General features: G+C 35.3%; 17 protein-coding genes and 1 riboswitch. Of the genes, 14 read left to right on the top strand and 3 right to left on the bottom strand.

The features are described 5' to 3' along the window. Positions 1 to 158: 158 nt before the first annotated feature. A complete protein-coding gene (locus PSR14_RS29085) occupies positions 159 to 791 on the bottom strand; it encodes a trimeric intracellular cation channel family protein (protein ID WP_000924376.1) in 633 nt (210 codons plus the stop codon). A gap of 493 nt (positions 792 to 1284) precedes the next feature. Here PSR14_RS29085 and PSR14_RS29080 point away from each other — a divergent pair, with 493 nt between their 5' ends. The 8 genes from PSR14_RS29080 to PSR14_RS29045 all read left to right on the top strand — a co-directional run bounded on the left by PSR14_RS29080 (position 1285) and on the right by PSR14_RS29045 (position 10792). Continuing rightward, a complete protein-coding gene (locus PSR14_RS29080; RefSeq protein ID WP_000880772.1) occupies positions 1285 to 2757 on the top strand; it encodes an O-antigen ligase family protein in 1473 nt (490 codons plus the stop codon). Between the two features lie 95 nt (positions 2758 to 2852). Next, positions 2853 to 3962, top strand: coding sequence for a glycosyltransferase family 4 protein (locus PSR14_RS29075; protein WP_098486885.1), 1110 nt, complete (start codon positions 2853 to 2855; stop codon positions 3960 to 3962). Between the two features lie 21 nt (positions 3963 to 3983). Continuing rightward, complete coding sequence (locus tag PSR14_RS29070) at positions 3984 to 4724, top strand: WecB/TagA/CpsF family glycosyltransferase (protein ID WP_098486886.1); 741 nt, start codon at positions 3984 to 3986, stop codon at positions 4722 to 4724. A gap of 292 nt (positions 4725 to 5016) precedes the next feature. Beyond that, entirely contained in the window at positions 5017 to 6216 is a 1200-nt protein-coding gene (locus PSR14_RS29065; protein ID WP_000521096.1) for an MFS transporter, read from the top strand. Positions 6217 to 6481: 265 nt separating this feature from the next. After that, positions 6482 to 7198, top strand: coding sequence for a LytTR family DNA-binding domain-containing protein (locus PSR14_RS29060; protein ID WP_000698252.1), 717 nt, complete (start codon positions 6482 to 6484; stop codon positions 7196 to 7198). Between the two features lie 121 nt (positions 7199 to 7319). Continuing rightward, positions 7320 to 9395 carry a carbon starvation protein CstA gene (gene cstA / locus PSR14_RS29055; RefSeq protein ID WP_001259567.1) on the top strand — a complete coding sequence of 692 codons (2076 nt, stop codon included), beginning with the start codon at positions 7320 to 7322 and terminating at the stop codon, positions 9393 to 9395. Continuing rightward, entirely contained in the window at positions 9388 to 9591 is a 204-nt protein-coding gene (locus PSR14_RS29050) for a YbdD/YjiX family protein (RefSeq protein ID WP_113732485.1), read from the top strand. The genes cstA and PSR14_RS29050 overlap by 8 nt, the downstream gene beginning before the upstream one ends. Positions 9592 to 9736: 145 nt before the next feature. Continuing rightward, positions 9737 to 10792 carry a diguanylate cyclase gene (locus tag PSR14_RS29045; RefSeq protein WP_000942885.1) on the top strand — a complete coding sequence of 352 codons (1056 nt, stop codon included), beginning with the start codon at positions 9737 to 9739 and terminating at the stop codon, positions 10790 to 10792. A gap of 84 nt (positions 10793 to 10876) precedes the next feature. Here the strand turns inward: PSR14_RS29045 and pdxK are convergent, their stop codons facing one another. After that, a complete protein-coding gene (gene pdxK, locus PSR14_RS29040) occupies positions 10877 to 11701 on the bottom strand; it encodes a pyridoxine/pyridoxal/pyridoxamine kinase (RefSeq protein WP_000174249.1) in 825 nt (274 codons plus the stop codon). A 135-nt stretch (positions 11702 to 11836) separates the two neighbouring features. Between pdxK and PSR14_RS29035 the strand changes: the two genes are divergently transcribed. From PSR14_RS29035 to PSR14_RS29025, 3 genes are all read left to right on the top strand, one after another. After that, a complete protein-coding gene (locus PSR14_RS29035) occupies positions 11837 to 13408 on the top strand; it encodes a GAF domain-containing sensor histidine kinase (RefSeq protein ID WP_098486888.1) in 1572 nt (523 codons plus the stop codon). A gap of 20 nt (positions 13409 to 13428) precedes the next feature. Further along, positions 13429 to 14076 (top strand): response regulator transcription factor, encoded by a 648-nt coding sequence (locus PSR14_RS29030; protein ID WP_000695784.1) that lies wholly within the window; start codon positions 13429 to 13431, stop codon positions 14074 to 14076. Positions 14077 to 14267: 191 nt separating this feature from the next. Then, positions 14268 to 14894, top strand: a complete 627-nt coding sequence (locus PSR14_RS29025) for an FMN-dependent NADH-azoreductase (RefSeq protein ID WP_000170050.1) — start codon at positions 14268 to 14270, stop codon at positions 14892 to 14894. Positions 14895 to 14955: 61 nt separating this feature from the next. Here the strand turns inward: PSR14_RS29025 and PSR14_RS29020 are convergent, their stop codons facing one another. Then, positions 14956 to 15627 carry a transcriptional regulator YeiL gene (locus tag PSR14_RS29020; RefSeq protein ID WP_000868836.1) on the bottom strand — a complete coding sequence of 224 codons (672 nt, stop codon included), beginning with the start codon at positions 15625 to 15627 and terminating at the stop codon, positions 14956 to 14958. A gap of 106 nt (positions 15628 to 15733) precedes the next feature. On the opposite strand from PSR14_RS29020, the gene PSR14_RS29015 reads away from it, so the two are divergent. The 3 genes from PSR14_RS29015 to metA all read left to right on the top strand — a co-directional run bounded on the left by PSR14_RS29015 (position 15734) and on the right by metA (position 19086). After that, positions 15734 to 16429 carry a YjjG family noncanonical pyrimidine nucleotidase gene (locus PSR14_RS29015; RefSeq protein ID WP_000760172.1) on the top strand — a complete coding sequence of 232 codons (696 nt, stop codon included), beginning with the start codon at positions 15734 to 15736 and terminating at the stop codon, positions 16427 to 16429. Positions 16430 to 16701: 272 nt separating this feature from the next. Next, positions 16702 to 16806, top strand: a riboswitch (SAM riboswitch). A 92-nt stretch (positions 16807 to 16898) separates the two neighbouring features. Further along, complete coding sequence (locus PSR14_RS29010) at positions 16899 to 18197, top strand: bifunctional O-acetylhomoserine aminocarboxypropyltransferase/cysteine synthase (RefSeq protein WP_000504756.1); 1299 nt, start codon at positions 16899 to 16901, stop codon at positions 18195 to 18197. Further along, entirely contained in the window at positions 18181 to 19086 is a 906-nt protein-coding gene (gene metA, locus PSR14_RS29005; RefSeq protein WP_001121520.1) for a homoserine O-succinyltransferase, read from the top strand. The genes PSR14_RS29010 and metA overlap by 17 nt, the downstream gene beginning before the upstream one ends. The last annotated feature ends 127 nt before the right edge of the window (positions 19087 to 19213 follow it).

Here is a 19213-nt window from a genome sequence, read left to right as displayed (position 1 = left end):
TTGTTATGTTTTTTAAAAACCCCAAGCATCGTTCTTCCCCCTGTTTGTAAAGCGTTTTCATTTTTGGTTCTAATATAATTATATATTTTTATATACAATTACTCTATATTAGTGTGTAGAATAGTATATAAATTAAGAGAATTCCATATAGAATTCTCTTAATGACCTTTATTAATTTTAGCATGTGTTTTAAAGAAAACTGGGAAATGTACATTATATATGACAGTGACAACACGAATAATGAATGTTACTAATAAACAAACATAGAAAGCCAATACGTGTGCCCCCATTGCATATGTGATTAGGAAACTAATTGCCCCTAAAATAGAAGCGATGGCGTAAATTTCTTTTCGGAAGACGTAGGGGATATCTTGAGCGCAAATGTCACGCAAAATACCGCCTCCAATACCTGTAATAACTCCCATTGAAACAACTAAAAATGAGGCGTCAACATGATGTGACATTGCCGCATTTGCACCAATAGCTGTAAAAACGCCTAAGCCAACAGCGTCAGAAAGCATAATAACAACTTGAAGTTTATTGATACGCTCAAAAAACATACAAGTAAATAATGCTGATAATACGCTTACGAAAAAGTAAATGGGTTTAACAAATGCGACGGGAGGCAGGTTACCGATCATAATATCACGAATAATACCGCCGCCGAGCGCAGTAGCTACAGCTAAACAAAGGACACCGAATAAATCTAAATCTTTTTTTAAACCAACTAATGTACCAGAAATGGCAGCGGCGATAATGCCAAGAAACGTAAATATATCGATTAATAACATGGCCTTAATCCCTTCCTCTTAAAGATGTTCCAGAGAAAAAATATACACTAAAGTATTGGAAATAACAATTACTTTTCGCTACATGTAGAAAAATGGATAAAATACATAAAGAAAGCGTTTGAAAATGTTTGGAAAATAGCTATAAAGTAATTTGAAAAAGATATGAAAAGATTAATTTTACATTTTTTGGTGTTACCTACTTGGTAAAATGTTACAATGGTAGGTATGTTGTTTACATCTGTATAAAATGATAAGAAAATATGTATATACTGACAAAAATAAGGGGATGGTTGTTAGATAGCTTTTGTAAAAATAAGGAGTATAGCGAAAGAACAGTAATTTCTATTACTGATTAATACTTGTCCTGGCTAGTTTTAGCTGGAAAAATAGTTCTCGATTTGAATATGAGTTATGTTATAATTGCTAGGTGTGTTTGAATGATAAAAAATTATGATTAAAAGATAATGTTAAGATTTTGTATGGAGGTCTTGGAATGTTAGCAAATCAAGCTAGGGTTAGATTTGAGCGTTTTTTGCTCTTTTTTATTATTTTACAGCCTGTTTTAGATTTATTAACGTCTCTTAGCATCACTTTATTAAAGTCAAGTGCTACCGTTGGAATTTTAGTAAGATTCCTTATTATGGCTGTTGGTAGCATTTATATTTTAATTCAGGCAAAAGAGAAGGGAAATAGAAAGTTTTTAATTTATCTGATATTATTAGCCGGAGTTTTAGGGGTAGGATTTATTAATAACAAACTAGTTAAGGATCCTATTGTACTTGGTGAAGAAGTTAAATTCGTTGCGAAAGCATTATATATATATATCATGCTGGGGTCATACATTTTAGCTTTAAAATCATTGAAAAAGAAAGTTAATATTAGTGATAAGGTTCGAAATAGTATTGTATATTCTACATTAATCATTAACGCAATTATGGTTATTTCTATTTCAACATCTACTGACTTTGGTAGTTATGAATGGATGAAGGTAGGTTCTCGAGGTTGGTTCTATGCAGGGAATGAACTAGGTTCAATCTTAGCTATTATTTTCCCTATTGTGGTACTATATTCTATTCAAAAAACAAAGAGCTGGAAACACGTTTTATATTGGATTCCATCGCTTTTAATGATTTACTCATTAATTCAGGTCGGTACGAAAGTAGGAATGGGCTCAATTGGTGCTACGTTAGCGGCAGCAATCGGGATCATTGTACTACAATTATTATTTGATAGAAAAAATCCGAACAAAAAATCCCTTGCGTTTAATGCAGTAATTGCTATTGTCCTATTAGCTGGTGTAGTTGGAACGTTTAAACAAACGCCATTAGCACAAAATATGGGCATTCACAATAACTATTTATCAGAGCAAAATGTGGCACAGCAAGGTCAAAAAGAAAAAGAAATTAAAGAGAAGCTGAAAAAAGAGCAAGAACTTAAAGCAAAAGAAGAAAACCATCATAAAGTTGAAAAGCCAGAAGAAAAGGCAAAGATAGAAGAGGAAGTTAAGAAAGAGCTTGAGAAAGAGCAAAAGAAAGAAAATCAAGAAAATCTTATTTTCAGCGGACGTCAAGTATATGAAGAAAGACATAAGCAGTTCTTTAAAGAAGCGCCAACGTCACAAAAGTTATTAGGAATGGGTTATGCAGGTAATTTTAAATATAATGAACAAAAGCAGCCAGATCCAAAGCTAATTGAAATGGACTTCCATGATTGGTTTTATGACTTTGGGATTATTGGTTTTGCATTACTAATGATTCCATTTATTTATTACGGCTTAAGAATCCTACTAGTATTTATTACAAGGTTTAAAGAGATATTTAATATAAAATATGGAATGATTGCAGCAAGCTTATTGTTAGCATTAGGTATTGCTTATATTGCAGGACATATTTTAACAGCACCAGGAGTTGGGATCTACTTTGTAGTGGTGTTAGCTTATCTAATTGTAGACTTAGAAATTGAATGATTAAAATAAAAGCTAACTTTTGTTAGCTTTTATTTTTTAGTACAGTAAAATAAAGATAGATGGAAATGTGGCGAGGATTTAAAGGAGGAAAAAATATGAGAATATTGCATATGAATGCAGGAGCAGAAGATGGGGGAGGGAAAACACATATTATTTCACTTCTCGATCAGTTTCCAACTGGTGAAGTAGAATTAGCGGTATTTGAAGATGGAATTGTTGCGAAAGAAGCAAGAGAGTTAGGGATAAAAGTCCATGTGTTTTCACAAAAATCCCGCTATGATTTATCTATTTTAAAGAATATAAGCGAATTCATTAATAATGAAAAATTTGATATAGTTCATACGCATGGTCCTAGGGCTAATTTCTATGTTTCTTTAATGAAAAAGAGAATAACGGCAAAATGGGTAACGACTATTCATAGTGATCCATTTGAAGACTTTACTAAACAAGGCTTAAAAGGTTGGATTTTTACGAAATTGAATTTGAAAGCCTTAAAAAATATAGATTTATTTTTTGTTGTAACAAATAGATTAAAGAAAAGTTTAGCTGCTTTAGGTATTTCTAATGAAAAGATGCATGTTATTTATAATGGAATTGAATACGATAAGGAAAAAGCAGAAGGTTATAATAAAAAAGAAATGTTCAATATTGATGAAGATGTATTTACGGCAATCCAAGTAGCACGATTGCATCCTGTGAAAGGACATGAAGTTCTATTCGATGCGTTACAACGAACAAAATTAGAGAAAATTAAAGTATTGTTAGTTGGCGATGGCCCGTTAGAAGAAAATCTAAAGTCATTGGCTACTGAAAAAGGGATTAATAATAAAGTCGAGTTTTTAGGGCATCGTCAAGATGTAAAACAATTATTTGCGTCGTCACATGTGAATTTATTAACCTCCCATAGTGAAGGATTTCCACTAGTTTTATTAGAAGCGGCAAATCAACGCGTACCATCAATTGTGACTAGGGCTGGAGAAATTGAACCATTAATTGTAGATGAAACGTATGGATGGATTGTGCCAACAGATGATGGAAGGGCATTAGCATTAGCTTTAGAAGAAGCGTATGATAAGTGGAAAACTGAAGAATTAGCAGCAATGGGGAAACATATTTATGAGCATGCTATTATGAACTTCTCACTTCAAAAACTATATGAAGATACAAAGGAAACATATAAGCAATTAATAGCGAAAAACTTGTAATGATAGAGAGGATAGTTAACTATGGCAGTACAAACAGTTGATATTCTAGGCGTTCCTTTTTCTACAATGACAATGGATGAAACGATCCAATATTTAAAAGAACAACTAGAAGTGGAGCGAACACATACTTTTCAGGTAGTAACAGCAAATCCTGAAATTGTTATGTGTGCAAAAAAGGATGAAGCATTCCATCAAACATTATTAAATGCAGATTTAATTACACCTGATGGTATTGGAGTCGTAAAAGCAAGTGGTATGTTAGGTACACCTGTAAAGGAACGTGTAGCAGGTTTTGATTTAATGTGTAATTTACTTGCGGCGTTATCAGAAGACAATAAACCAGTATCAGTTTTCTTATTAGGTGCAAAACCGCATGTTGTACAAGCTGCAGCAGATCATTTAACGAAGACGTATTCAGCTGTATCTATTGTGGGTATACAAGATGGGTATTTTAAACAAGAAGAAGAAGAGAATATTGTTTCTCGTATTCAAAAGGCAAAACCAGACTTATTGCTTGTTGCACTTGGCTTCCCGAGACAAGAGAACTTTATCCAAACGAATAAACATCGTTTAGAAACGAAAATGGCCGTTGGAGTAGGCGGAAGTTTAGATGTATGGGCTGGAGAGGTAAAACGTGCACCAAAATGGATTCAAGCGATCCATTTAGAGTGGTTTTATAGATTGTGTAGCAATCCAACGCGTTGGCGTCGTCAGTTAGTATTAGTGGAATTTTTAAAAGAAGTCATGCGTTCAAAAAAGTAGCGTTCTATCGCTACTTTTTTATTTGTCCATTTTTAATAAAGTGCGTTTTTATTCATCTACTACCGATTGCGGACACTCACTAATCGGGTGTTTAATGGCCATGGTTTTTTTATCTATCTCTCTTTGCTTCAGCTGAATTTTGAGGTGAGGGGTCTTACTGCCCTCAAATAGTCGGATAAGTATTTTACTTTTTGGGAATGATGAAGGAGAATTTTTTACCGAAAGTATTTTACTTATACAATTCACACATGTAAAATGATGTGTAAAGACAGCTGTGTAAGGAGGACTTCTTGTGGGCAAGGTGAAAGAAATTTCGAAGCGAAAGCTACTTGGTATAGCGGGGCTTGGATGGTTATTTGATGCAATGGATGTTGGAATGCTTTCATTTGTAATGGTAGCGCTGCAAAAAGATTGGGGATTAAGTACCCAAGAAATGGGCTGGATAGGCAGTATTAATTCAATTGGTATGGCGGTCGGGGCGCTCGTTTTTGGAATACTATCAGATAAAATAGGGCGGAAATCAGTCTTTATTATTACATTATTATTATTTTCTATCGGTAGTGGTTTAACGGCTTTAACGACGACACTTGCTATGTTCCTTGTTTTACGATTTTTAATTGGTATGGGGCTTGGTGGAGAACTTCCAGTTGCTTCTACATTAGTATCGGAGAGTGTTGAAGCACATGAACGTGGCAAAATAGTTGTGCTATTAGAAAGTTTTTGGGCAGGTGGATGGCTAATCGCAGCTCTTATCTCGTATTTTGTTATACCGAAATATGGTTGGGAAGTTGCGATGATATTGAGTGCGGTTCCGGCACTATATGCTTTATATTTAAGGTGGAATTTACCGGATTCTCCAAGATTCCAAAAGGTTGAAAAAAGGCCATCCGTTATCGAAAATATAAAGTCAGTTTGGTCTGGAGAATATCGTAAGGCAACAATTATGTTATGGATTTTATGGTTTTCTGTTGTCTTCTCCTATTATGGCATGTTCCTTTGGTTACCTAGTGTAATGGTATTAAAAGGATTTAGTTTAATAAAAAGTTTCCAATACGTACTTATTATGACGTTAGCTCAATTACCAGGTTATTTCACAGCTGCTTGGTTTATTGAACGTCTTGGTCGTAAGTTTGTTTTAGTTACGTATTTAATTGGTACAGCTTGCAGTGCTTACTTATTTGGAGTGGCAGAGTCATTAACGGTATTAATCGTAGCAGGCATGTTACTATCATTCTTTAATTTAGGTGCTTGGGGTGCATTATATGCTTATACACCTGAACAATACCCAACAGTTATTCGTGGTACAGGTGCAGGGATGGCGGCAGCATTCGGTCGTATTGGTGGTATTCTTGGACCGTTATTAGTAGGATATTTAGTTGCTTTACAGGCTTCACTATCACTAATATTTACGATTTTCTGTGGATCAATTTTAATAGGCGTATTTGCTGTAATTATACTTGGGCAAGAAACGAAACAACGAGAATTAGTATAAGGTAAAACTTTAATCGGTAAGTGATCTCAATTATTAGTCCGTACCAATTATGTTTTAGAGTAGTAAAACTAAGAGCCCATGTTTTCTCATTCAGTGGGTTTTACTGCCTACAAATAACGGAAAAAAGGGCAGGGGGAACCATGATGGTTCCCTTTTTTCTGTTTTTTTAGATAAATAATGGTATAGTAAGAAAAAGGGAATGTTCCTTATAAAAGCGAATGTATACAACAGGACATACGGACAAAAGAATTAGGTGGTTGAAGAAATGAAAATTTTACTGATCATGGAAGATGCAGAAGAGCGAAGAAGTTTAGTTGAAAAATTTACTGAAAATATAAGGAATGTAGAATGTTTTGAAGCAAATACAGGAACAGAATCATTATTTATGATGAAGAAGCATACACCAGATTTTGTTTTTTTAAATTCAAAATTACTAGATGGAACGGGTTTTGAATATGCAAGTTTATTACGGGAAGTAAATTGTTATACGAAATTTATTTTTATGGGTGAAGATATAGAAGAGTCCATTACAGCATTTCGTTTTCAAGCAGTTTATTATTTACTACGCCCATTTCGCGAGGAAGATTTGCAATTCCTTTTATATAGAATGGCTAAAGAGCAAGGTGAGAAAGCAAAGAGCTATTTGCGTAAACTACCGATAGAAGGTCAAGAGGGGATTCGGTATATTTTCCCTGAAGATATTGTATATGTAAGCAAAAATAAGGAAAACAAAACAGTTTCAATTTATACAACAAATAATCAGTATATTTCAACATATACACTCCAGGAGCTAGAAAATAAGCTAAATGCATATGATTTTTTACGTGTGCATAAAAGTTATTTAATTAATATGTCATATGTACAAGAGTTAAAGCCTTACTATAATGGCACATATAATCTGTATTTAGATAAATATGATGAGCAACCGATTCCAGTAAGTCGTAATTATGTGAAACGACTTCGAAATAAAATTGAATTATAGCAGATAATGCGAATTTTTTAACATGATAAACTAAAAATCCTTCATGATAGGGAGGATTCAAGTTAAATATTCAGAAAATTTAGTACAATCCCACTAAGAAATAGTATTGGGGGGATTGTATGTGAGAACATTGAAGTCGATTTTACTTTGGGGAGTTATTGCAGCAGTAGGAGCCGGGGCTTTTGGTGTAATAGCTTTATCACAAGGTGAAACTATTAATGCTGTATGGCTCTTAGTAGCTGCGGTATGTGTGTATGCAGTTGCTTATCGCTTTTATAGTAGATTTATAGCGAGAAAGGTATTCGGTTTAGATAATAATCGACAAACGCCAGCTCATACATTAAATGATGGAAAAGATTATGTTCCGACAAATAAATGGGTATTATTTGGGCATCATTTTGCAGCAATCGCTGGGGCTGGTCCTTTAGTAGGACCGATTTTGGCAGCACAAATGGGATATTTGCCAGGGACAATATGGATTATTGTAGGGGTAGTTGTCGCTGGAGCTGTGCAGGATTTTGTCATTTTATTTGCTTCGATGAGACGTAATGGTAAATCTCTCGGTGAAATGATTAAAGATGAGATTGGTCCTGTTACAGGACTTATTGCAATGATTGGTATTTTAGGCATTATGATTATTTTATTAGCAGTATTAGCATTAGTAGTAGTAAAGGCGCTTGTCGGAAGCCCTTGGGGAATGTTTACGATAGCAGCAACGATTCCTATTGCTATTTTAATGGGAGTATATATGCGCTACATTAGGCCTGGACGGGTTGGTGAAGGGTCAGTAATTGGAATTATCCTACTTATACTTTCTCTTATTGGAGGGCAGTATGTAGCGGAAAATCCAGCGCTTGCAAGCATGTTCACGTTTAGCGGAGAAACAATTGCTATAATGCTTATTGTATATGGATTTATCGCATCGGCATTACCAGTTTGGATGCTTTTAGCACCACGTGATTATTTAAGTACATTTTTAAAAGTCGGAACAATTGTAGGATTAGCAATCGGTATTTTAATTGTAGCACCAGATTTACAAATGCCAGCAGTTTCGAAATTTATTGATGGAACTGGTCCTGTGTTCTCTGGAAATTTATTCCCGTTCTTATTTATTACTATTGCCTGTGGTGCAGTGTCTGGATTCCATGCTCTTGTTTCATCAGGTACGACGCCGAAGATGATTGAGCAAGAGGGACACGCACAGCCAATCGGTTATGGAGCAATGTTAATGGAGTCGTTTGTAGCAGCCATGGCGATGATTGCAGCTTGTGTATTAACACCGGGAACGTACTTTGCAATTAATAGTCCTGCAGCACTTATCGGTACAGATGTCTCGCAGGCAGCTCAAGTTATTTCCTCATGGGGATTTGCTATTACACCAAATGAACTAAAAGATCTCGCTGTAAACGTTGGAGAGCAAACGATTTTATCACGTACAGGTGGTGCACCAACGTTAGCGATAGGTATGGCATATATTTTCTCAAAAGTAATAGGTGGAACGGCCATGATGGCATTTTGGTATCATTTTGCGATTCTCTTTGAAGCGTTATTCATTTTAACAACGATTGATGCTGGAACGCGCGTAGGTCGATTTATGATTCAAGATATTTTAGGGCATGTATATAAGCCATTTGGGAAAACGGATTCTACATTAGCGAATGTAATAGCTACAACGTTATGTGTGTTAGGATGGGGCTATTTCTTATATCAAGGGGTAGTTGATCCACTTGGTGGAATTAATACATTATGGCCACTTTTCGGTATTGCAAATCAAATGTTAGCAGGTATTGCGTTATTACTTGGAACGACAATTTTGTTCAAAATGGGAAAAAAGGCATATGTTTGGGTGACGCTTATTCCAACTGTCGGATTGCTTATTGTAACGATGACGGCGGGTTATCAAAAGCTATTTCATGAAAACCCTAAAATAGGATTTCTATCCCACGCAAAGGTGTTTCAAGGAGCATTAGATGAGGGGAAAGTGTTAGCGCCAGCTAAAAATGTGGCTCAAATGAAGCAAATTATTTTCAATGATTATATTGATGCGGCACTTTGTGGAATTTTTATGATAGTTGTAATCGCTGTATTAATTTCTGCAATTCGAATTTGGATTCAAGTATTAAGAAATAAGCCGATGCCGCTAAAAGAGGCACCATATATCCCTAAAGATGAAAGTGAGTCGAGGAACTATGCTTAAAAGACTACGGCAAGTATGGGGACAAAGGAAACACTTTATTAGCTTACTTGTTGGGGTACCAAGCTATGAAACATATGTAGAGCATATGAAAAAGCATCATCCAGAAAAAGAAGTTGTATGTCAAAAACAATTTTTTGCAGAAGTGCAAGAAGCAAGATTTAATGCAAAGGGCGGAAAAATCTCGCGCTGTTGTTAGTGAAAAGGACGAATTTTCGTCCTTTTTATTTTTTGCTGTTTCACGTGGAACAGCAAAAAATAAATAAAAATCTTTGGGAATTATAGGGATTTCGTATACAATAAAATAAGGAAAGGGATAGATAGAAAAGTAGGGAGATTATTTTATGTTAAGGGACTTATTTGTAAACACAACCATTATTCTTTCCTTTATTTTTATTGGAGGTCAGCTTTTAAGAGATAAACCGTTAAAAGAAGAGTTCTCTTTTTGGCAGAAATGTGTAGTAGGTATTTTTACTGGAATATTAAGTGTACTGTTGATGTACTTTGGCGTACATATTGGGGATATTATGTTAGATCTACGCTATTTAGCTGTTATTTTGGCAATTATAATTGGAGGTCCGATAGCTAGTAGTATAACAGTTACGATTATTTTAATTACCCGATTATTTTTAACCGAGTACTCTTTAGCCTCTGAATTGGCTTGTTATACTATTGTATTGATAGGTATTGGGGTTACTTTCATTTGGCGGATGAAAGTTTCTATGTTTACAAGATGGATCTGGTTTAATGTATATAGTTTATTTATTTTAGCGGTGCCACTTTCTATGCTGTTTAAGGATATGTCTATAGTAGCATTATATTTAGCTTGTAGTAGTGTTGCAGCATATATCACATTTATAAGCGCGAATTATGTATTGCAATCCAATGAGTTATTTCAAAAGATGAAGCAATATGCAACGATAGATGCATTGACAGGGTTAGGAAACGTAAGGCAGTTTGATTTAGAAATGAATCATCATATTGGTAATAAGCGCATGAAAAATGATTCACTTTGTTTACTACTTATAGATATTGATCATTTTAAGTCTGTAAACGATACGTACGGGCATCCTGCAGGAGATGAAGTATTAAAACAAATAGGGCGTATTTTACGAGAAGTTTCAACGTTTCCAGATTTGGTTTTTCGAAAGGGCGGAGAGGAGTTCGCGCTTCTTATACCACAGAAGGGATTAGCTTACGGAATGCGTAAGGGGGAACAAGTTCGCGCAGCTGTTGAAAAACATTCATTCCAATTGTTAGATGGAACAAAAATAAAAATTACAGTTTCAGTAGGAATTTCAGTATATGAACAATCACCAGAGCAATTTATTCAAGCTGCTGATGATGCATTATATTACTCCAAAAGAAATGGTAGAAATCAGGTCAGTTCTGCATCTTAAAGATAAGATGACCAGAAGAGCTTATAAATAAAAACACCCACAGAGAGGGAAAATACACACTCTGTGGGTGTTTTTATTTATAGGTTAGACAAGCTCTTTTGATACAACGAATTTACGATATGCACCGTGATGTGTTGGGCCTACGTATTCGTTGATCTTGAATGAATAACGGATAGCAGCTGTGATAAATTCTTTAGCAGTTTTTACTGCTTCTTTCACAGGTTTTCCTTTTGCAAGTTCTGCTGTAATTGCAGCAGAATATGTGCAACCTGCGCCGTGTGTATTTGTCGTATCAATTTTTTCTGATTCTAGAATGTCGAATGTCTCTCCATCATATAGGACGTCGATTGCAGTTTCGGTACCAAGCTTGCTACCGCCTTTAATTAGGACATATTTCGCACCTAAAGCATGGATTTTTTTCGCTGCTTCTTTCATGTCTTCAAGAGAATTAATCTTTACGCCACTTAATTGGTAAGCTTCAAATAAGTTTGGTGTGACAACTAATGCCTTTGGAACAAGAACGTCACGTAAGCAATCATTCGTTTCAGGATGTAATGCTTCATCAGCACCTTTACATACCATAACAGGGTCAACTACTACATTTTTGAAATTATGTTTTTCGATTGTTTCAGCAACCATTTCAATAATTTCTACCGATCCAAGCATACCTGTTTTTAAAGCATCTACGCCAACGCCCTCAATTGTCGTTTCTAATTGTGGTTTTAATGTAGAAGCTGGGATTGGGAATACGTTATGTGCCCAACCGTTATGTGGATCCATCGTTACGATTGTCGTAAGAGATGTCATTCCGTACACACCAAGTTCTTGGAATGTTTTTAAATCTGCTTGTATACCAGCACCGCCACTTGTGTCAGAACCAGCGATAGTAAGTGCTTTATTTAATGTCATTATGAAAAGCCCCCTCAGGTGATATAATGAAAACTATGTTTTCACCATTATATCAATGTTACGAATAAGTACAAAGTGAAAAGTAGATGATTTATGTTAGGAACTATGTAAAATCTTGTATGTAGGAGACGAATTATGTTTCAAGAGAATCGTACAAATGAATTAGTTATATTAAAAGAGATTGCAGAAACACTAAATACATCAAATGATACATATCATGTATTGCAAGCAGTACTAGAAAAATTGCTGAGTGTAACAGGTTTAACGACAGGATGGATATTTCTTGCGGATGAAAATGGTAGGTATACAAAATTAATTGATTATCAATTACCAGAGGCACTTACATATGAAAACAAACGTCCGATGTGTGAAGGAGAATGTTGGTGTTTACGTGGCTTTGTGGATGGAAAATTAGAACGAGCTGTTAATATTATTGAATGTAAAAGAATTAATAATGCAATTGAATATAATTGGGGAGATACAGAAGGAATTCTTCATCATGCTACGGTTCCTTTAAAGGCTGGAGGAGAAAAATTTGGTTTGTTAAATGTGGCAAGCCCAGGTAAAACACATTTTTCAGAAGAAGAATTAGTATTGCTTCAATCAGTTGCTTTCCAAATTGGAACGGCTTTAAAACGAGCAAAGTTATATGAAAATGAAAAGCGAAGAGCACATTATTATGTGAAATTAGAACGGTTCATTCAAGTTTTAAGAACGATTCATCAATTTAATATATTGCCTGAAAAAGTTGTAGGTCAATTAGGTGAAGTGTTTCAGTGGAATCAAGTCGCATTCTTTATTAGGGAAGAGAAAGAATTATCCTTGCGGGCATCTTATTGCCAGGAAGAATGGCAGGAGGATATAAAAGAAGCAGCGAAAGAAGCGTTAGAAAAAGGTGAACCTATTTTATTAAACGATCAAATCAGTCATAAGATTGCCTCTAAGAGGACGGTTATCGCCACCCCAATACAGATTCAAACTCACATATTTGGTGTTTTATGTGTTAGTTCAAATAATGGTGAATTTGATGTAAATACGTTAGATGTACTTCAAGCAATAACAACTCATATTTCTTTCGTGATAGAAAATTTAAGGTTAAATGAGCAACGACGTGAACTCGTACGAATGGAAGAAAGAAATCGATTAGCAAGGGACTTACATGACTCTGTTTCACAAAAGCTATTTTCGTTAACCTTTATGACAAAAGGCGCTGAGGCGGTTTTAAAAGGTCAAAACGAAAAAGTGGATCGATCTTTGCATGATATGCGTGAACTAGCGCAAGGAGCTTTAAAAGAAATGAGGACGTTAATTTGGCAATTACGTCCAGCGGGTTTGGAGAAAGGATTATTACCAGCTTTAAAGCAATATGGTGAAAGTTTGGGATTGAAAATTCGAGAACAAGTTACAGGTGTCCGTGATTTGCCACGCGTAGTAGAGGAAGCGCTATGGAGAATTGGACAAGAAGCTTTAAATAATGTAAGTAAGCATGCAAATGTTAGAGAAGCGACGATTTATTTCAAAGTGACGGAGAAGAATGTATCATTAGAAATAGTCGATCAAGGAACCGGCTTCGTAGAAAAGGATATAAAAGAGAAGAAATCACTTGGCATGACTACGATGCGAGAAAGAGTAGAATTAGTCGGTGGAACAATTAAAATTGTAAGTGATAAGAAAAGGACAAGTGTAAAAATAAACGTACCATTATGATGTGAAAATGAGGGAAGTTTGTGAAAATAAAAGTATTGTTAGTTGATGATCATACAGTCGTTTTAAAAGGATTAGCATTTTTCTTAAGTACACAGGAAGATATAGAGTTAGTTGGAGAAGCAAGTAATGGGAAAGAGGCACTAATGAAAGTAGGGGAGACGAATCCTGATGTTGTACTAATGGATTTATATATGCCCGAAATGGATGGTGTTGAGGCGACAGCGTGTATTAAAAAAGAATATCCGGATGTGAAAGTAATTGTATTAACTAGCTTTTCTGATCAGGCGCATGTGTTACCAGCATTAAGGGCTGGAGCAAGCGGGTATATTTTAAAAGATGTAGAACCGGATCAGCTTGTTGAGGCTATTCGAAGTGCATATAAAGGTAATATTCAATTACATCCTGATATAGCAAATGCTCTTCTCTCTCAAACATTACCTGTAGAAGAAAAGGAAGAAGAGCCTTCTATTCAAGTGGATGTGTTAACAGCGAGAGAAAATGAAGTATTGCAGCTATTAGCGAAAGGGATGAGTAATAAAGAAATCGCTTCTGTTTTAGTTATTACGGAAAAAACGGTAAAAGCTCATGTAAGTAGTATTTTGAGTAAGTTGAATTTATCTGATCGTACGCAAGCAGCATTATATGCAGTAAAAAATGGAATTGTATAAGACGAAAGTCGTAAGACCTAGTTCGCCTTTAGAAGGTGGACTTTTTTTATGGAAAAATACGTCTATGTGAGGACGAAATTGTCTTGATATAAAGATAAAATATGTTTGTAAGCAACAAAACAACAATTACAAGGGATACCTTTTTTGAAAGCATATAACAACAGAAGAGTTAGTACTAGGAGGAAAACATAATGACAAAAGTTTTATTCGTAAAAGCAAACAACCGTCCAGCGGAACAAGCAGTTAGTGTAAAATTATATGAAGCGTTTTTAGCAAGTTACAAAGAAGCGCATCCAAACGATACAGTAGTAGAACTTGATTTATATAAAGAAGAATTACCATATGTAGGCGTAGATATGATTAATGGTACATTCAAAGCTGGTAAAGGGTTTGATTTAACTGAAGAGGAAGCAAAAGCAGTAGCAGTTGCTGATAAGTATTTAAATCAATTCCTAGAAGCTGATAAAGTCGTTTTCGGTTTCCCATTATGGAACTTAACGATTCCAGCAGTGTTACACACATATATTGATTATTTAAACCGTGCTGGTAAAACGTTTAAATATACGCCAGAAGGTCCAGTTGGTCTAATTGGAGATAAGAAGATTGCATTATTAAACGCGCGCGGCGGTGTATACTCTGAAGGTCCCGCAGCAGAAGTAGAAATGGCTGTTAAATATGTAGCAAGCATGATGGGCTTCTTCGGCGCAACAAACATGGAAACAGTAGTTATTGAAGGACATAACCAATTCCCAGATAAAGCAGAAGAAATCATTACAGCTGGTCTTGAAGAAGCAGCTAAAGTAGCAAGTAAATTTTAATTGAAAATAGAATCGTCACTCAAAAAAGTAGCATTAACAGATAAACGTTAATGCTACTTTTTTATATTTTAAGTTCGTCAGCTAGTTTTTCTAACTGAATTCGATCTTGTATGTAATAGGTTCTTCCATCTTTCTTTAAGTAATTTTGTTGGCAAAATTGGTTTAATACATATAAAAGGTGACGGTAGCTAACATTTAAGTATTCCGAAACCTCAGTATGTTTTTCTATATAACTGTTATTTTGTTCTGTTAATAGAATAAACGCCGCTAATCGATTTTCGAACGGATAACTATTATTTTTAGCATAACTTTCTGTTCGGGTAATGGTTTTCTCACCGATAAATTTGCATAGTTTCTGTAGAAAGGTAGCATCTTGTAACAAAAGATGCTGACAATCTTTAAGAGGAAGCGCTAAGCATATACAATCTTCCATTACTTCCACCGTTTTCGTAACAGATTCTACGCCAATTAATCCTAATTCCCCAATGAACGAAGGTGCCTGAATAAAGTTAATCAAGGAGACCTTTCCGTTTTTGTGACTCATATATATTTTTGCTTTCCCAGAAATTAAGTAATAAAGATAAGGAACATCGACCCCTTCATTACATATCTTTTCTCTCTTCTGAAAGGAATGTAGTTCAGCATACGGTAAGATATCAAAAGAAAAAAGAGTATGGAAATTGTAAGTTTGTATGTAATGAGAGATTTCTTCGCTATTTCTGCTGACTTTCATGTTTTCACCTCATGTTTAGTATGAGATATCTCCTATTATTTTTACAAGAAAGAATGATACGATTTACGTAAATTTGTTTTTGTAGAAAAGAGAGTGTGAAGGGCTTATGAAAAAATATAAAACATTATTATTCGATGTAGATGATACATTGTTGGATTTTCAAAAGGCAGAAAAATCGGCATTACGTATGCTTTTTGAAGAGAAAGGGATGTCTCTCACTAGCGAGATTGAAGCGCAATATAAAAAAATTAATAAAAGTCTTTGGACTGCTTTTGAAGAAGGTGAAATAAATCGTGATGAAGTTGTAAATACACGATTTTCAATTTTGTTTAAAGAATACGGGGAAGAAGTAGATGGGATATTATTCGAAAATAATTATCGCAGTTACTTAGAAGAAGGAAATCAGCTCATGGAAGGTGCCTTACAATTTATAAATCAAATTCAAAGTGAGTACGATTTATATATAGTGACAAACGGTATTTCTAAGACGCAAGATAAACGATTACGTAATGCAGGGTTACATGCCTTGTTTCAAGATATTTTCGTTTCTGAAGATACAGGTTATCAAAAGCCGATGAAAGAGTATTTTGATTATGTTTTTGAAAGGATTCCTAACTTTGTGCCTGAAGAAGGGCTCATTATTGGGGATTCGTTAAGCGCTGATATGAAAGGTGGATATGTAGCGGGAATTGATACTTGTTGGTTTAATCCAGAAAGGAAATTAAATGATAGTGGGATTATACCGACATATGAAGTGCATAATTTTGAGGAGTTATATGCATTATTGAAGCAACATGTGTAATGAGAATAGGCAGTGGAACTTTTGTCCACACTGCCTATTTTTTTATTTGTAGTTTCGTTATGTTTTGGAAGTGGAAATGCATTTCCGATAGTAGCTGCCCCAAGCATTGGTAATAGTAAATTAAGCGGAGGTTTTAAAAGGTCTTTTTCAAATGGATATAGAATATATTTCTTTTGTTATGTACATTAAGTTCTTTGTATTTAATTTAGAACATTCAGAAAAACTAATTGACATGAGGAAATTATTGCTATAAAATCAACGGTAATTGCATAGTCTTATCAAGAAAAGGTGGAGGGACAGGCCCGATGAAACCTTGGCAACAGCCGTATAACGGAATTGTGCCAAATCCTGCAGGTAATAATCCTGAGAGATAAGAAAGAGCCTTTAGAGCGTGTTTTCAAACTGCTCCTTTCTTGTTTTCAGGAAAGGGGCAGTTTTTTATTTTGTATAAAAGAAAGGAGAATAAGAAATGGGAGAATCATGGGGGAAAGGAACGATTTGTGTGCAAGGTGGCTATACGCCAAAGAATGGTGAACCGCGTGTTTTACCGCTTTATCAAAGTACAACGTATAAATACGATACTTCAGATGATTTAGCAGCGCTATTTAATTTAGAGGCAGAAGGATATATCTACACGCGTATTGGAAATCCTACTTTAGCTGCATTTGAGCAAAAGTTAGCGGATTTAGAGGGTGGTGTAGGTGCTGTTGCAACGGCTTCTGGGCAAGCTGCTATTATGCTTGCTGTTTTAAATATTTGTAGTAGCGGAGACCACTTGCTTTGTTCTTCCACAGTTTATGGCGGGACGTTTAATTTATTTGGAGTGAGTTTGCGTAAACTTGGTATCGATGTTACATTCTTTAATCCGAATTTAACTGCTGATGAAATTGTGGCCCTTGCTAATGATAAGACGAAACTTGTTTATGCAGAATCGCTAGGAAATCCGGCGATGAACGTTTTAAATTTCAAAGAACTTTCAGATGCAGCGAAAGAGTTGGAAGTACCTTTTATCGTGGATAATACATTGGCAACTCCTTATTTATGCCAAGCATTTGAACATGGAGCAAATATTATCGTTCATTCTACGACGAAATATATTGATGGTCATGCAAGTTCGTTAGGTGGCATTGTAATTGACGGAGGGAACTTCGATTGGACAAACGGGAAATATCCTGAACTAGTTGAACCGGATCCAAGTTATCACGGCGTAAGTTACGTTCAAAATTTTGGTGCAGCAGCTTATATTGTGAAGGCACGTGTTCAATTATTAAGAGACTACGGAAACTGTATGAGCCCATTTAATGCGTATATTAGCAATATTGGCTTAGAAACATTGCATTTACGAATGGAGCGTCATAGTGAAAATGCTCTTGCAGTTGCTAAATGGCTTGCTGATCATGAACGTATTGAATGGGTGAATTATCCGGGATTAAATAGTAATGAAAATTATTCGTTAGCACAAAAGTATTTGAAAAAAGGTGCGAGTGGTGTTTTAACATTCGGCATTAAGGGAGGATTAGAAGCAGCAAAAGAATTTATCGCAAATGTAAAACTAGCAACTCTCGTAACGCATGTAGCTGATGCACGAACTTGCGTTATACATCCTGCTAGTACAACGCATAGACAATTAAGTGCCGAAGATCAGCGCTTAGCTGGCGTCACATCAGATTTAATTCGTTTATCAGTTGGTATAGAAGATGTTTCGGATATTATTGCAGATTTAGAAGCAGCGCTAGTCGGAGGCAAACAACATGCCGATCATAATTGATAAAGATTTGCCAGCTCGCAAAGTGTTGCAGGAGGAAAATATTTTTGTAATGACAAAAGAGCGAGCAGAAACACAAGATATTCGGGCATTGAAAATTGCTATATTAAATTTAATGCCTACAAAGCAAGAAACAGAAGCGCAATTACTTCGTTTAATTGGAAATACACCGTTGCAATTAGATGTTCATTTACTTCATATGGAATCGCATTTGTCTCGTAATGTTGCACAGGAACATTTAACGAGTTTCTATAAAACATTCCGTGATATTGAGAATGAGAAATTTGATGGACTCATTATTACAGGAGCACCAGTTGAAACCCTTTCTTTTGAAGAGGTAGATTATTGGGAAGAGCTTAAACGTATTATGGAGTATTCAAAAACGAATGTAACATCTACGCTTCATATTTGCTGGGGGGCACAGGCTGGTTTGTATCATCATTATGGCGTTCCAAAGTATCCTCTTAAGGAAAAAATGTTTGGTGTATTTGAACATGAAGTCCGTGAGCAACATGTGAAACTGTTACAAGGTTTTGATGAATTGTTTTTCGCCCCGCATTCGCGTCATACAGAAGTACGAGAGAGTGATATTAGAGAGGTGAAAGAATTAACATTATTAGCAAACTCTGAGGAAGCAGGTGTTCACCTTGTTATTGGGCAAGAAGGAAGACAAGTGTTTGCGCTCGGGCATAGTGAATATAGTTGTGATACGTTAAAGCAAGAATACGAACGGGACCGCCAAAAAGGGTTAAATATTGATGTGCCGAAAAACTATTTTAAGCATAATAATCCAAATGAGAAGCCGCTTGTAAGGTGGAGAAGCCATGGGAACCTATTATTCTCTAATTGGCTGAATTATTACGTGTATCAAGAAACCCCTTATGTATTATAAAAAAAGATTGTGTCACACGTGGCAACGTTTTCTTTGTAAAGATTAATCTATATTTTTCCGAATGTTCAAAAAACATTGTTTTTCAGATTTTTTATTCATATAATTTCATCTAAACACAATTTTTGAG

It is taken from the genome of Bacillus sp. A01H (assembly GCF_045277205.1).
Taxonomy (GTDB): domain Bacteria; phylum Bacillota; class Bacilli; order Bacillales; family Bacillaceae_G; genus Bacillus_A; species Bacillus_A paranthracis.
This window is presented reverse-complemented; position numbering and strand designations above follow the sequence as displayed.